We start from the raw sequence: 13,980 nt of genomic DNA on the forward strand, positions 1-13,980 counted from the left end.
AATGGCAGGTTTATTGTGGGCGGCGGCTGCTTTAGAATGGCGACCCCAAAGGAGAGCCCATGACCGTCATTGCCGAAACCCTGCCTGACCCTCAGCCAGAGAATCCCCTTGCCCTGTTGCAGGCGGTGTTTGGCTATCAGCAGTTTCGGCCGGGCCAGCTCGAAATCATCGAGCAGATCGTGGCGGGGCGCGATGCCCTGGTGCTCAAGCCCACCGGCGGCGGCAAGTCGCTCTGCTACCAGATCCCGGCGTTGCTGCGGCCCGGGCTCGGGGTGGTGGTCTCCCCCCTCATCTCGCTGATGAAGGATCAGGTCGACACCCTGCGCGCCAACGGCGTGGCGGCGGTCTACATCAACTCGGCACTGAGCCGGGAAGAGATGATCCAGAACTTTGCCGCCATGCGCCGGGGAGAGATCAAGCTGGTTTATGTTTCCCCCGAGCGTTTGCTGCAGCACGAGTTCATGGACCGGTTGGCGGAGCTGCCCCTCGGCCTGTTCGCCATCGACGAGGCCCACTGCGTCTCCCAGTGGGGGCACGATTTCCGGCCGGAATACGCGGCGCTGGGACGGCTCAAGCAGTGGTTCCCCCAGGTGCCCGTGGTGGCGCTCACCGCCACCGCCGACGAGGCGACCCGCAGCGACATGCTGCACCGGCTGGAACTGAACGATCCCTTCATCCACACCGCCAGCTTCGATCGGCCCAATATCCGCTACAGCCTGGTGGAGAAGTTCAAGGCGGCGGAGCAGCTGCTGCGCTACGTGCAGAGCCAGAAGGGCAACTGCGGCATCGTCTACTGCTCCAGCCGCAATCGGGTGGAGGAGGTGGCCGAGCGGCTCTCCCGTCACGGCTGCAAGGCGGCACCCTATCATGCCGGTCTGCCGCTGGAGCTGCGTCAGCAGACCCAGGAGGCTTTCCTCAAGGATGACATCGAGATCGTGGTGGCGACGGTGGCGTTCGGCATGGGCATCGACAAGCCCAACGTGCGCTTCGTGGTGCACTACGACATCCCGAAGAACATCGAATCCTACTATCAGGAAACCGGCCGCGCCGGGCGTGACGGCACTCCGGCCGAGGCGCTGCTGCTCTACGATCCCGCCGACATCGGGCGGGTGCGCCGGCTGCTCGACAACATCGAAAACCCCCAGCAGCTGCAGGTGGAGCAGTACAAGCTCAACGTGATGGCGGCCTTCGCCGAGGCGCAGACCTGCCGCCGTCAGGTGCTGCTCAACTACTTCGGCGAATACAACGACAAGCCGTGCGGCAACTGCGACATCTGCCTCGATCCGCCCAAGAGCTATGACGGCACCGAAGACGCCCAGAAGGCGCTCTCTTGCGTCTGGCGGGTGGGTCAGAATTTCGGGGTGGGTTATGTGGTGGAGGTGCTGCGCGGATCGCTGAACCAGCGCATCAAGGATCACGGTCACGACAAGCTGTCGACCTACGGCATCGGCAAGGATCAGAGCCACGAATACTGGATGAGCGTCATCCGCCAGCTGATCCACAAGGGGTTGCTGACCCAGAACATCACCCGCAATCTGGTGTTGCAGCTGACCGAAGCGGCCCGCCCCGTGCTGCGCGGCGAGATGAAGCTGGAACTGGCAGTCCCCCGCCTGCAGCCCATCTCCAGCCGCAAGGAGAAGCGCAACGGGCTGCTCGACAACGCCAACTACGACAAGCGGCTGTTCAAGGAGCTGCGCGCCCTGCGCAAGCAGATCGCCGAGGATGAAGAGGTGCCGCCCTATGTGGTGTTCAACGACGCCACCCTGGTGGAGATGGCACAGCTCATGCCGATGACCGAGGAGGAAATGCTGGCGGTCAACGGTGTCGGCCACCGCAAGCTGGAGCGCTTCGGTGAGGCCTTTATGGACCTGATCATCGACTACTGCCGCCGGTAGGCTGGCACAACAAACAGTGGAAAGGCGCCCGTTGGTCGGCGCCATGCATTATTTGAGGCTGGCGTAATAGGCCGCCAGATTCTCCATGTCCGCCTCGGTCAGCATCGCCATGAAGGGCACCATCAGCGGCTCGGTACGGGAACCCTCCTTGAACGCTTTCATCTGCTTGAGCAAATAGGCCTGGTTCTGGCCCGCGAGGTGGGGGTAGGTCGGGACGCTCGCCTTGCCATCCGCGCCATGACAGGCGGCACAGACCACGGATTTGGCCTTGCCTGCGTCTATGTCGGCCGCCTTGGCCTGATGGCCCCAGGCAAGCGCCAGCAGGGGCAGGGTATAGACCCACTTTTGCATCGTCTTCTCCTTGAAATGAATAATCGTGATCGCCTGTTAGCCTCGACGAGCCGACGGCGGTATAAAGAGTGACACGAGCATACGCAGGGACAACCCCCATCACCATGAAGTTGATCAACACTTTTGCCACCGAACTCCCCTGGGCTTGCGAGCCTGTTGCCCCGCAGCCGCTGCATGGCCCCAGATTGCTGCATCTGAACCGTGCGCTGCTTGGGGAGCTGGGGCTCGGGGAGGTGAGCGAGGCGCAGTGGCTCGCCTGTTGCGGCCAGGGGCAGCCCCTGCCGGGCATGCAGCCGGTGGCCCAGGTCTATGCGGGCCACCAGTTCGGTGGTTACAGCCCGCGCCTCGGGGATGGCCGCGCTGTGCTGCTGGGGGAGCAGCTGGCGCCTGATGGCAGCCGCTGGGACCTGCACCTCAAAGGGGCGGGCAAGACGCCATTCTCCCGCTTCGGCGACGGCCGTGCCGTGCTGCGATCCAGCATTCGCGAGTACCTGGCTTCCGAGGCGCTGCATGCCCTCGGCATTCCCTCCACCCGGGCTCTGGTGCTGCTGGGCAGTGACGAGCCTGTCTACCGGGAGCAGGTGGAGAGCGGGGCGACCGTGCTGCGCACCGCGCCGAGCCATCTGCGCTTCGGTCACTTCGAGTATTTCGCCTGGAGCGGGCAGGGGGAAAAGATCCCGGCCCTCATCGACTATGCACGGCGTTACCACTTCCCCGAGCTGACCGATGGCGCCGAGCTGTTTGCCGAAGTAGTGCGCCGCACCGCGCGGCTCATCGCCAAGTGGCAGGCGGCGGGGTTCTGTCACGGGGTGATGAACACCGACAACATGTCCCTGCTCGGGCTGACCCTGGATTACGGCCCCTACGGTTTCATCGACGCCTATGTGCCGGACTTTGTCTGCAACCACTCGGATCCGGATGGTCGCTATGCGCTGGATCAGCAGCCTGCGGTCGGATACTGGAACCTGCAGAAGCTGGCGCAGGCGCTGGCCGGCCATGTGGATGGCGACGCGCTCGCGTCGGCCCTGGCCCAGTACGAGCACCAGCTGATGTTGCACTACTCCGAGCTGATGCGCGCCAAGCTGGGGTTGGCTGTGTGGGAAGAGGAGGATCCGGCGCTGTTCCGCGAGTTGTTCCGGCTGCTGGCGGCGCACAAGGTGGATTACCACCTCTTCCTGCGACGTCTCGGTGAGGTGACGCGAGAGGGAGCGTGGCCCGCCAGCCTGCTGGCCCTGTTGCCCGATCCTGCCGTCTGGCAGGGGTGGCTTGAGGCCTATCGGGCACGCCTCGCCCGGGAAGGGAGCGAGGATGGCGTGCGCAAGGGGCAGATGGACGCCGTCAATCCCAAGTATGTGCTGCGCAACGCCCTGGCCCAGCAGGTGATCGAGGCGGCAGAGCAGGGCGACATGGCGCCGTTCGAGCGGCTGTTTGCGGCCCTGCAGCATCCCTATGATGAGCAACCGGCATACGAGGATCTCGCCACTCCCTCCCCCGCATGGTATTGCGGGGGCGAGCTCTCGTGCAGCAGCTGAGGAGCAACGGATGAACTGGCGTATCACGCAGACAGACAGGGAAGCCGGGGTGGTGATGCTGACCTGCCCGGGCCTTGACTGGGACAGCTTCCCGACTCTGGCAGAGGCCCTGTTGCAGGAGTGGGAGCTGGCGGCACTCGAGCGGGAGTGGGGGGCGGATCGCCACAGCTGGCTGCTGGAGTTTGAAGGCAGCCGCTTTCGGCTCGAGTACGAACATTACAGCGGCTGCTGGCTGGCGGCGGTGCAGCCGGACGACGCGGAGGCGCTGCTCTGGCTGGCTCGGCAGTCCCGGGAGTGAGCTTGGCGTGCGATGCGAGTCAATCCCTTGAGATAACCGCATAAAGATTGAACTATCAATTTGGGGGCGTATAATCTCGCCCCTTGATTATCGCCATGGTGGCGATATGGGTTCCCTAACCCCATTAACCAAAAAGGTCACAATATGAACCTGACTCCGGCTCAGTACCAGACGGCACTGATGCGTCTCTCGTTGTTCCACATCCTGATCATTGCCAGCAGCAACTACCTGGTGCAGCTGCCGATCACCATCTTTGGCTTCCACACCACCTGGGGTGCATTCAGCTTCCCGTTCATTTTCCTGGCCACCGATCTGACGGTGCGGATCTTCGGCGCAGGCCTGGCGCGCAAGATCATCCAGACCGTGATGCTGCCGGCATTGACCGTGTCCTACGTGCTCTCGGTGCTCTTCTTCGAAGGGAGCTTCCAGGGGGTGGGCAATCTGGCAGAGTTCAATCTCTTTGTTGCCCGGATCGCGTTAGCCAGCTTTATGGCCTATCTGGTGGGCCAGTTCATGGATGTGGTGGTGTTCAACCGCCTGCGCCTGCTGAAAGCCTGGTGGGTGGCACCGGCGGCCTCCACCCTGTTCGGCAATCTGGTGGATACCATCGCCTTCTTCAGCATCGCCTTCTGGCGCAGCACAGATCCCTTCATGGCCGAGCACTGGGTCGAGATCGCGACCGTAGATTACGTATTCAAGTTGCTGATAAGTCTGGGGTTGTTTGTGCCGCTTTACGGTGTGCTGCTGCGCTATCTCAGCCGCAAGCTGGTGGGGGAGGCCGGATTGGCTGGCCTGCAAGCTGCTACGCGACAAGCCTGATGAGATTGACCGCCCCCATGGGTGGTCAATTTTTTTGCGATCTTCGCAAATAAGGCTTGCACAGTTAAATGAGAATGATTATTGTTAACTTGTTTTCCGGGAAAGACTTCATTTGTTCCAACGTGATGGACTTCTTGTGAAGGCACGACATTGCTCACATTGCTTCCAGTTAAGGGGCCAGTAGTTTACTGGCCCTCTTTTTTTGCGTCTTTTCCGCCATCAGCGGACATAAAAAATGGGAGCCAGGGCTCCCATTTTCACTCAGCGCTGTTTACTCGATGTCGAGGGCATCGGGGGAGAGGATCACCCCTGTGGTATCGGCATAGAGGTGGTCATCCGGCAGGAAGGTGACGCCGCCGAAGTTGACAGGCAGATCGGTTTCCCCGATATCCTTGCTGTCGGCGCCCACCGGAATGGCCGCCAGGGCCTGAATGCCGATGTCGAGATCTTCCAGGATATCGACCTCACGGACGCAACCGTAGCAGACGATCCCTTCCCACTCATTTTCCGCCGCCGTGGTGGCGATCTCGCTGTCGATCAGGGCACGCCGCATGGAGCCGCCACCGTCGATCAACAGCACGCGACCAACGCCGTTCTCCTTGACCAGTTCACGGATAAGACCGTTCGATTCGAAGCATTTGACTGTGGTGATGACGCCGCCGAAAGAGGCGCGGCCGCCGAAGGAGCAGAGCATGGGTTCGAGCACATCCACCATGTCCTGATAGATGTCGCACAGTTCTGAAGTGTTGTATTCCATTGTGTCAGATCCACCGCTGGAAACAGGTGGATCCAGTATAAGGAGTGGGGTTGGCATTTCAACGACTATTCCTTGCCCAGTGGCGGGAAATGCCGTTTTTGCGCGAAAGCGGCCCCGCGTCATGGCAGGCGCCGCAGACGCTCAGCCTCGGGCCCTAGAGCAGGAACAGGGTCGCCAGCCCCAGGAAGATGAAGAAGCCGCCGGTGTCGGTGATGGCGGTGATCATCACGCTGGCCCCCACCGCCGGGTCGCGCCCCAGCCGGCTCATGGTCATGGGGATGATGACCCCCATCAGGGCCGCCACCAGCAGGTTGAGGATCATGGCGAGCGTCATCACGCCCCCCAGCGCCGCATCCTGATAGAGCAGGAAGGTGGCGATGCCCATGATGCCGCCCCACACCAGGCCGTTGATCAGGGCTACCCCCAGTTCGCGCCACAGCAGGAAGGAGACGTTGCCGGTCTGGATATGCTGCAGCGCCAGCGCCCGCACTATCATGGTGATGGTCTGGTTGCCGGTGTTGCCACCGATGCCGGCGACGATGGGCATCAGCGCGGCCAGCGCCACCAGCTGGGAGATGGTGTGCTCGAACAGACCGATCACCCGCGATGCCACGAAGGCGGTGCAGAGGTTGATGGCTAGCCAGGCCCAGCGGGTCTTGACCGCCTTGGAGACGGGGGCGAACACGTCTTCTTCCTCGCTGATCCCCCCCATGCGGCGCAGGTCGGTGTCGCTCTCCTCATAGACCAGGTCCACCACCTCGGCGACGGTGAGCCGTCCCATCAGCTTGCCCCTGGCATCCACCACGGCGGCGGAGACCAGGTCGTCCCGCTCGAAGGTGCGGGCGGCGGCCTCGTCGTTGTCTTCCGGATCGAAGGTGACCGGATCCTTCTCCATCGCGTCGCTCACCAGGGTTTCGGGCTTGTGCAGCAGCACGGCGGTGAGGGGTAGCTCCCCCTGCAGCCGGTTGTGCCGATCGGTGACGAACAGCTTGTCGGTGTTCTCGGGGATCTGGCCGCGTAGGCGCAGATAGCGCTGGACGGTGGCCAGGGTCACGTCGGGCCGCACCGTGATGAGCTCGAAGTCCATCATGGCGCCGACCGTGTGCTTGCCGTAGCGGATCACCTCCCGCACCTTGTCCCTGTCCACCGGCGCCATGGAGGTGAGCAGCCGCCCCATCAGGTTGCGGGGCAGGTGCTGGCCCAGGTAGATCTGGTCGTCGATGTCGAGGGTGCTCAGGGCGTGCAGCAGCTCCTTGTCGCTCATGCCGCTGATGAGGCTGTCCCACACCGTCTCCGACGCTTCCACCAGGATCTGGCCGTGCTTGTCTGCATCCACCTGCTGCCACAGCACGTGGCGCTCGTCCGGCGGCAGGGACTCCAGCGCATCGGCGATATCGGCGGCGGGCAGGCTGTTGACCAGCCGGGTCAGCTCGCTGGTCTGGTCCCGAAGCGCTGCGTCCTGCTCCCCTTGCGGGTCGAGCAGGCTCTCGGTGAGGGCGTCATCGGCCAGCAGCAGCGTGAGGATGCGGGCTCTGTCGTGTTCACGCTGTTTGGCGCTGTTCTTGGGGGGGAGGGACATGAAGCAGAATTCCTGAATTCGGTGATCCGGCGGACAGTCCCCATAGGATACCAGACTCAAAACAAGAGGTTATGACTGTAAATGCAGAAAAAGAAACGCCACCCGAGGGTGGCGTTGGAATGGATGCAGCGATCAGGCCGAGGCCAGGGCCGCGTCGGCGGTGCATCCTTGCCCGAACCAGGCAAGCTGGTCCGCCAGGGTCACCACCGAACCCACCATGATGAGGGCCGGGCTCTCGACCCCCACTGCCAGCGCGGGCAGCTCATCGAGAGTGCCGCGAATGACCCGCTGGCTTGGCTGGGTGCCGCGCTCGATCAGCGCCACCGGGGTGTCGCCTGCCTTGCCGTGGGCCAGCAGCTGCTCACGGATGGTGGCGCAGGAGGAGAGCCCCATGTAGAAGACCAGCGTTTGCCGATCTTTGGCCAGCAGCGGCCAGTCGAGATCCCGGGCGCCCCCCTTGCCGTGCGCGGTAACGAAGCGAACGCTCTGGGCGTGGTCGCGGTGGGTGAGCGGAATGCCGGCGTAGGCGGCGCAGCCGCTGGCCGCGGTGATCCCCGGCACCACCTGAAAGCCGATGCCTGTGCCGACCAGTGTCTCCAGCTCCTCGCCGCCACGGCCGAAGATAAAGGGGTCGCCCCCCTTCAGCCGCACTACCCGCTGCCCCTTCTTGGCCTCTTCCAGCAAGAGCTGGTTGATCCCCTCCTGCGGCACGCAGTGGTTGCCCGCCTGCTTGCCGACGAAGATGCGCTTGGCGTCGCGGCGCACCAGCGCCATCACCTCGTCCGAGACCAGCCGGTCATAGACCACCACGTCCGCCTGCTGCATCTGGCGCAGGGCGTGCAGGGTGAGCAGACCCGGATCGCCAGGGCCGGCACCGACCAGCACCACCTCGCCACCGGTCTGGCTTTCGTCGGCAAACAGATTGTCGGCCAGCTGATTGGCCGAAGCGTGATCGCCCCGTGCCAGCGCCTGCCCGAGCCGGTCCGCTCCGAGCAGCCGTTCCCAGAAGCGGCGCCGTTCTCCCATGATGGCGAAGCGCGCCTTGACCCGCTCCCGCAGGCTGCCGGCGAAGGTCGCCACGGCGCCCAGATGCTGCGGCAGCAGGGCTTCGAGTTTTTCCCGCAGCAAGCGAGCCAGCACCGGCGCCTTGCCGCCGGAGGAGATGGCCACCATCAGCGGCGAGCGATCGATGATCGACGGCATGATGAAGCTGGAGCGCTTCGGATCGTCCACCACGTTGGCAAAGATCCGCGCCTGATTGGCGCTCTGGTAGACCAGGGCGTTCACCTCGCGCCGATCGGTGGCGGCCACCACCAGCCACTTGCCCGTCAGTTGCTGCGGCGCGAATTCACCGGCCAGCCACTCGATGCTACCGTTGGCAGCCAGTTCCGCCAGCTCGGGGTCGAGATCGGGTGCGACCACGGTGAGCTGGGCACCGGCATCCAGCAGCAGGCGCGCCTTGCGCTCCGCCACCTCGCCGCCGCCGACCAGCAGCACGGGTTTGTTGTCGAGTCGGCAAAAGATGGGCAAGTAGTCCATGGGGCCTCCTGATCAGGCGGTTTGGGTCTGGCTGGCAGTGGTGGTGGCGTCGCTCACCGCGACCGGGCGCTCAGCCTTGGGGGTGGCATACCAGTAGCCGAGGCCCATGAAGAGGGCACCGGAGACGGTGTTGCCCAGGGTCACCCACAGCAGGTTGTGGCCGATGCCGCCCAGGGTGTAGGCCTCGGAATGGGCACCGAACCAGGAGAGGGCGAACAGGGTCATGTTGGCGATGGAGTGCTCGTAGCCGGAAGCGATAAAGGCCAGCAGACACCACCAGATGGCGATGAACTTGGCGGCACCCTCGGTGCGCAGCGCCATCCAGATGGCGAGGCAGACCAGCCAGTTGCAGAGGATCCCCTTCATAAACAGGGTCAGGGCAGGTGCCTGGGTTTTGGCCAGCGCCACCTTGTGGGCCAGACTGCCCGCGTCCGGCAGCAGGCTGCCGCCGTAGGAGTAGATGAGCGCCACCACGACGGAGCCAATCAGGTTGCCGGCCCAGGTCTGGGGCAGGATGCGCAGCAGATCCCCCATGGAAATCTTGCCGGTCTTCACCCCGAAGGTGAGGAACATGGTGTGGCCGGTGAACAGCTCGGAGCCGGCGATGATGACCAGGGTCAGGGCGATACCGAAGGTGGCCCCCATCACCAGCGGACGGATGCTCGGATCCACCAGATTGCCGAGGGTGAAGATGAGGATGATGCCGAGGCCCACATAGGCCCCCGCCATGGCGGAGCTGAGCCAGAAGCCGAGCTTGTCGCTGCGCTCGAAGCGGTTGATGCGGGCCGCGTTGGCGGCGCACTTGTTGATGGTTTCGGTATACATCTTTGTTTCCTTCAAGAGGGCCGCCCGCAGGCAACCCTGACTGTTTCTTCAACCCCCTCCCAGCCTCCCCCTTGCTCAGGGGGAGGAGCTTTTTGCTCCCTCCCCTGTGAAGGGGAGGGCCGGGGTGGGGTCTGGTGTTAGACGGCGACCCAGACCTGCTGGTCGCGTACTTCAACGGGATAGCTCTGCACCGACATGGCGGGGTTGTCGAAACAGTGGCCATCGCTCAGGCGAAAGCGCTGCTTCTTGAGCGGGCTGGCGACCCAGAGCTCGCCGTCGTGTTCGCAGATCAGGCCCCGCGACAGCACGTTGGCGGCGAAGAAGGGGTCCCGGTTGTCGATGGCGAACACCTCGGCCGCCGCGCTCGGGCGGAACAGGGCGATCTGGCGACCTTCGATCAGGGCGCAAACCCCGGTGCCTGGGAAAATGTCATTGAGTTGGCAGGCAAGTTTCATCATTTGGTTTCCATCTCGATCTGGTAGACGGGGATGCGCTCGGCCGGGGTGGCCGGTCGGTGCTGGTCGCGCTCGCTGACGAACTGAACGTCCGGGTCGCGCTTGTCGCTGTTGATGAAGTGGCTGAAACGCTGCAACGCCTGCTCTTCGTTGAGGGTGCGCGACCATTCGCACTCGTAGCTGTCGATGAGGGTCTGGATATCGCGCTCCAGTGTCTCGGCCAGCCCCAGCTTGTCGTCGACGATCACTTCGCGCAGGTAGTCGACACCCCCTTCCAGGTTGCCGAGCCAGACCGAGGTGCGCTGCAGTTTGTCGGCGCTGGTGACGTAGAACATCATGAAACGGTCGATAAGCTTGATGAGGGTCTCGCGGTCGAGGTCAGACGCCAGCAGATCGGCGTGGCGCGGCTTCATACCGCCGTTGCCACCCACATAGAGGTTCCAGCCCGCGTCGGTGGCGATGATGCCGACGTCCTTGCCCTGGGCTTCCGCACATTCACGGGTACAGCCGGAGACACCGAACTTCATCTTGTGGGGGGTGCGAATGCCCTTGTAGCGGTTCTCGAGGAAGACCCCGAGGCCGACGCTGTCCTGCACGCCGAAGCGGCACCAGGTGCTGCCGACGCAGGTCTTGGCCATGCGCAGCGCCTTGGCGTAGGCCTGACCGGTTTCGAAGCCCGCGGCCAGCAATTTGCGCCAGATGGCGGGCAGATCGTCCTTCTGGGCACCGAACAGGCCGATGCGCTGGGCGCCGGTGATCTTGGTGTAGAGCTTGTAGTCGCGGGCCACTTCGGCCACCGCCAGCAAGCCTTCCGGGGTCACCTCACCACCGGCCATGCGCGGGATGACGGAGTAGCTGCCGTCCTTCTGCATGTTGCCGAGGAAGATGTCGTTGGTGTCCTGCAGCTGGGTGTTGAGCGGGCTCAGCACATAGCCGTTCCAGCAGGAGGCGAGGATGGAGCCGACGGTCGGTTTGCACACCTCGCAGCCATAGCCCTGACCGTGTTTGGCCAGCAGCTCGTCGAAGCTCTTGATCCCCTCCACCTTGACCAGATGGAACAGCTCCTGACGGGAGTGGGGGAAGTGGGCGCAGAGGTGGTTGTTGACCTCGATGCCCTGCTTCACCAGTTCGGCGTTGAGCACCTGACTGATGAGCGGCACGCAGCCGCCGCAGCCGGTACCGGCCTTGGTGTGCTGCTTGATGGCGGCCAGGGTGGTGTGACCCTCGGCCACCGCCTTGGCGATGTCGCCCTTGGAGACGTCGAAGCAGGAGCAGATCTGGGCGCTCTCCGGCAGGGCATCCACCCCCAGGGTCGGCTTGGCACCGGCGTAGGCAGGCAGGATCAGGGTGTCCGGGTGGCTCGGCAGCGGCAGGGCGCCCAGCATCATCTGCAGCAGGTTGCCGTAATCTTCCACGTCACCCACCAGCACGGCGCCGAGCAGGCGGCTGTTGTCTTCGCTCACCACGATCTTCTTGTAGACGCCGGCCTGGTCGTCCTGGAACACATAGCTGTGGCTGCCCGGGGTGCGGCCGTGGGCATCGCCGATGGAACCGACGGAGACGCCGAGCAGTTTCAGCTTGGCGCTCATGTCTGCCCCCTCAAAACGGCTGTCGCCGCCGAGCAGATGGTCGACGGTGATCTGGGCCATCTTGTAGCCCGGTGCCACCAGCCCGAAGAAGCGGCCCTGCCAGGCGGCGCACTCGCCGATGGCATAGATGTCGGGGTCTGAGGTGAGGCAGTGATCGTCGATGACGATGCCGCCGCGCTCGGCGATGGCGAGATCACCGTAACGGCCCAGGGTATCTTGCGGGCGAATGCCGGTGGAGAAGACCACCACATCCACTTCCAGCTGGCTGCCGTCGGCAAAGGCGAGGCGGTGTTTCGCCTGCTCACCGCCATGCATCAGGATCTCGCTGGTGCTCTTGCTGGTGTGTACCTGAACGCCCATGGATTCAATCTTGCGGCGCAGCAGCTGGCCGCCCTGACCGTCGAGCTGCTCGGCCATCAGCACAGGAGCAAACTCCACCACGTGGGTCTCGAGACCCAGTGCCTTGAGGGCGCCGGCGGCTTCGAGGCCAAGCAGGCCACCCCCGATCACCACCCCGCTCTTGCCGCTCTTGGCGGCGCTGCGGATGGCTTTGAGATCCTCGATGGTGCGGTAGACGAAGCACTCGTGGTGCTGACTGCCCTGGATGGGCGGCACCCAGGGGTAGGAGCCGGTGGCCAGCACCAGCTTGTCGTACTCGACCACAGTGCCCTTGTTGGAGTGCACTTCGCGGTTGGCCCTGTCGATTTTTTTCACCGCTTCGCCGAGCAGCAGCCGGATGCCGTGCTTGTCGTAGAAACCGGGTTTGACGAGGGAGAGATCTTCGCTGGTGTGGTGGGAGAAGTAGGAGGAGAGATGGACGCGATCGTAGGCGGGACGGGGTTCTGCACCGAAGACGGTGATCTCGTAGCGGCCCGGGTCGGCCCGCTCGATCAGCTCTTCGATGAAGCGGTGCCCCACCATGCCGTTGCCCACAACGACCAGTCTGACTTTGCTCATAGTTGCCTCAAGTTTGGAGTAATAAAACATCATTCTGGGGCTAGGCTACCCAGTCGGCAGGGGTGGGCGATTGATGCAAATCAAGTGTCTATTTATATATCTCATCAGGGGTAATTCTAGAAAATTCAACACTATACAAAAATAGGTATACCAGTTAGTGATTTCTGGGCTGGCTCGGGGTGAGGGATGGTGGAGGGAAAGCCCGGTTTACCCACTGCCGGGGAGTGAAAACTTCTGGCGGAAAAGGCCAGCCTCGCGCTGGGCGAGACCGGCATCAGCTTAACAAGTTGGCGCGTCAGGCGATATGGCGGCGGAACATGGCGAGCGCCAGCGACAGTGTGACGCCGGCGATGGCGAGCAGCGGCCAGAGCAGGGGCCAGGCGGCCGACCAGTCGAACCCCTTGAGGAAGACCCCCTTGAGCAGCACGATGAAGTGGGTGAGGGGGTCGATGGCCGCCAGCCACTGGAACACCTGCGGCATGTTCTCCACCGGCGAGATGTAGCCCGAGAGGATCACCGCCGGGACGGTGAAGGAGAAGACCCCGAGAAAGGCCTGCTGCTGGGTCGAGCAGAACGACGAGATGAAGAGCCCGATCCCGGCCAGTGCCAGCCCGTAACAGACCATGCCCGCCATCAGCAGGCTGAGGCTGCCGGCAAAGGGAAGGTGAAAGACAAAACGGGCGGCCAGCGCGACTATGCACCCTTGCCCCACCGCCACCATGATGCCGGGCACCGCCTTGCCCGCCATGATCCAGCCTGCGGTGAGGGGGGAGACCAGCAGCTGATCGAAGGTGCCCTCTTCCCGCTCCCGCGCGACCGATAGGGCGGTGACGATAAGACAACCTGTGGTGGTGATGATGGCCACCAGGGCCGGCAGGATATGCCAGTGGAACTCGACGTTGGGGTTGTAGAGGTTGCGTACCGCCAGCTCGGGTTGCCCCTTGCCCTCACTTTGCCAGCGGGCGATCACCTGACTGATGTAGCCCGCCGCCACCTGACCCCCGTTGGAGCGGCGGCCGTCGATAATCAGCTGCACCCTGGCCGGTTCGCCCCGCGCCAGCCGGCGCGAAAAATCCCCCGGAATAATCAGCCCGAGCAGTGCCTGTTGCCCGGTGATGGCCTCGGTCATGCCCGCCTCGCCCTGCACCGGGATGATGGTGGTGAAGGCGGGCATATGAGTGAGGCGCTCCAGCAGCTCGCGGCTCTGGGCTCCGCCATCCTGGTTGTAGATGGCCAGCGTGTTGCCGGTCACCTCCAGAGTGGCGGCGAACGGAAAGAGGGCGGTCTGCAGCAGCACCGGCATGATGAGCAGAAAGCGCCCCTGAGTATTGCCCATCAGGGCCTGCAGCTCTTTTCGGATCAGCCACCAGAGTCGGATCAGCAT

The 13,980-nt window shown here is 63.7% G+C and carries 12 protein-coding genes; 4 read left to right on the forward strand and 8 right to left on the reverse strand.

Annotated features, from left to right (window positions below; translation table 11 throughout):
* Nucleotides 1-59: 59 nt before the first annotated feature.
* Complete coding sequence (recQ, locus tag AB5Y53_RS12140) at nucleotides 60-1,895, forward strand: ATP-dependent DNA helicase RecQ (RefSeq protein WP_010676050.1); 1,836 nt, start codon at nucleotides 60-62, stop codon at nucleotides 1,893-1,895.
* A gap of 48 nt (nucleotides 1,896-1,943) precedes the next feature.
* Here recQ and AB5Y53_RS12145 read toward each other — a convergent pair whose 3' ends face one another.
* Nucleotides 1,944-2,246, reverse strand: coding sequence for a cytochrome c (locus AB5Y53_RS12145; RefSeq protein WP_128272669.1), 303 nt, complete (start codon nucleotides 2,244-2,246; stop codon nucleotides 1,944-1,946).
* Between the two features lie 104 nt (nucleotides 2,247-2,350).
* Between AB5Y53_RS12145 and AB5Y53_RS12150 the strand changes: the two genes are divergently transcribed.
* From AB5Y53_RS12150 to AB5Y53_RS12160, 3 genes are all read left to right on the forward strand, one after another.
* Nucleotides 2,351-3,778: a YdiU family protein gene (locus AB5Y53_RS12150; RefSeq protein ID WP_368182146.1), complete on the forward strand. Its 1,428-nt coding sequence runs from the start codon at nucleotides 2,351-2,353 to the stop codon at nucleotides 3,776-3,778.
* 10 nt (nucleotides 3,779-3,788) lie between these two features.
* Nucleotides 3,789-4,076 (forward strand): DUF3630 family protein, encoded by a 288-nt coding sequence (locus AB5Y53_RS12155; protein WP_041211964.1) that lies wholly within the window; start codon nucleotides 3,789-3,791, stop codon nucleotides 4,074-4,076.
* A gap of 144 nt (nucleotides 4,077-4,220) precedes the next feature.
* The gene (locus tag AB5Y53_RS12160; RefSeq protein WP_010676046.1) at nucleotides 4,221-4,895 is read left to right on the forward strand and encodes a 7-cyano-7-deazaguanine/7-aminomethyl-7-deazaguanine transporter; all 675 of its coding nucleotides are present in this window, start codon (nucleotides 4,221-4,223) and stop codon (nucleotides 4,893-4,895) included.
* Between the two features lie 271 nt (nucleotides 4,896-5,166).
* Here the strand turns inward: AB5Y53_RS12160 and rraA are convergent, their stop codons facing one another.
* From rraA to AB5Y53_RS12195, 7 genes are all read right to left on the reverse strand, one after another.
* Nucleotides 5,167-5,652, reverse strand: a complete 486-nt coding sequence (rraA, locus tag AB5Y53_RS12165) for a ribonuclease E activity regulator RraA (RefSeq protein WP_010676045.1) — start codon at nucleotides 5,650-5,652, stop codon at nucleotides 5,167-5,169.
* A 154-nt stretch (nucleotides 5,653-5,806) separates the two neighbouring features.
* Nucleotides 5,807-7,231 carry a magnesium transporter gene (mgtE, locus tag AB5Y53_RS12170; RefSeq protein ID WP_368182147.1) on the reverse strand — a complete coding sequence of 475 codons (1,425 nt, stop codon included), beginning with the start codon at nucleotides 7,229-7,231 and terminating at the stop codon, nucleotides 5,807-5,809.
* A 132-nt stretch (nucleotides 7,232-7,363) separates the two neighbouring features.
* Complete coding sequence (gene cysG, locus AB5Y53_RS12175; protein ID WP_368182148.1) at nucleotides 7,364-8,770, reverse strand: siroheme synthase CysG; 1,407 nt, start codon at nucleotides 8,768-8,770, stop codon at nucleotides 7,364-7,366.
* A gap of 12 nt (nucleotides 8,771-8,782) precedes the next feature.
* Complete coding sequence (gene nirC / locus AB5Y53_RS12180; RefSeq protein WP_368182149.1) at nucleotides 8,783-9,595, reverse strand: nitrite transporter NirC; 813 nt, start codon at nucleotides 9,593-9,595, stop codon at nucleotides 8,783-8,785.
* Nucleotides 9,596-9,732: 137 nt separating this feature from the next.
* Complete coding sequence (gene nirD / locus AB5Y53_RS12185) at nucleotides 9,733-10,050, reverse strand: nitrite reductase small subunit NirD (RefSeq protein ID WP_336592699.1); 318 nt, start codon at nucleotides 10,048-10,050, stop codon at nucleotides 9,733-9,735.
* Nucleotides 10,050-12,596 (reverse strand): nitrite reductase large subunit NirB, encoded by a 2,547-nt coding sequence (nirB, locus tag AB5Y53_RS12190; protein ID WP_368182150.1) that lies wholly within the window; start codon nucleotides 12,594-12,596, stop codon nucleotides 10,050-10,052. The genes nirD and nirB overlap by 1 nt, the downstream gene beginning before the upstream one ends.
* A 295-nt stretch (nucleotides 12,597-12,891) precedes the next feature.
* Nucleotides 12,892-13,980 (reverse strand): ABC transporter permease, encoded by a 1,089-nt coding sequence (locus AB5Y53_RS12195; protein WP_102948952.1) that lies wholly within the window; start codon nucleotides 13,978-13,980, stop codon nucleotides 12,892-12,894.

The sequence above is a fragment of the Aeromonas sp. R7-5 genome (genome assembly GCF_040908015.1).
GTDB classification, from domain to species: domain Bacteria; phylum Pseudomonadota; class Gammaproteobacteria; order Enterobacterales; family Aeromonadaceae; genus Aeromonas; species Aeromonas caviae.

Excerpts from the sequence above, each read along its gene's own strand:
- recQ (WP_010676050.1), top strand. The coding sequence starts at position 60 with ATGACCGTCATTGCCGAAACCCTGCCTGACCCTCAGCCAGAGAATCCC.
- AB5Y53_RS12145 (WP_128272669.1), bottom strand. The coding sequence starts at position 2,246 with ATGCAAAAGTGGGTCTATACCCTGCCCCTGCTGGCGCTTGCCTGGGGC.
- AB5Y53_RS12150 (WP_368182146.1), top strand. The coding sequence starts at position 2,351 with ATGAAGTTGATCAACACTTTTGCCACCGAACTCCCCTGGGCTTGCGAG.
- AB5Y53_RS12155 (WP_041211964.1), top strand. The coding sequence starts at position 3,789 with ATGAACTGGCGTATCACGCAGACAGACAGGGAAGCCGGGGTGGTGATG.
- AB5Y53_RS12160 (WP_010676046.1), top strand. The coding sequence starts at position 4,221 with ATGAACCTGACTCCGGCTCAGTACCAGACGGCACTGATGCGTCTCTCG.
- rraA (WP_010676045.1), bottom strand. The coding sequence starts at position 5,652 with ATGGAATACAACACTTCAGAACTGTGCGACATCTATCAGGACATGGTG.
- mgtE (WP_368182147.1), bottom strand. The coding sequence starts at position 7,231 with ATGTCCCTCCCCCCCAAGAACAGCGCCAAACAGCGTGAACACGACAGA.
- cysG (WP_368182148.1), bottom strand. The coding sequence starts at position 8,770 with ATGGACTACTTGCCCATCTTTTGCCGACTCGACAACAAACCCGTGCTG.
- nirC (WP_368182149.1), bottom strand. The coding sequence starts at position 9,595 with ATGTATACCGAAACCATCAACAAGTGCGCCGCCAACGCGGCCCGCATC.
- nirD (WP_336592699.1), bottom strand. The coding sequence starts at position 10,050 with ATGAAACTTGCCTGCCAACTCAATGACATTTTCCCAGGCACCGGGGTT.
- nirB (WP_368182150.1), bottom strand. The coding sequence starts at position 12,596 with ATGAGCAAAGTCAGACTGGTCGTTGTGGGCAACGGCATGGTGGGGCAC.
- AB5Y53_RS12195 (WP_102948952.1), bottom strand. The coding sequence starts at position 13,980 with ATGCTGATCCGACTCTGGTGGCTGATCCGAAAAGAGCTGCAGGCCCTG.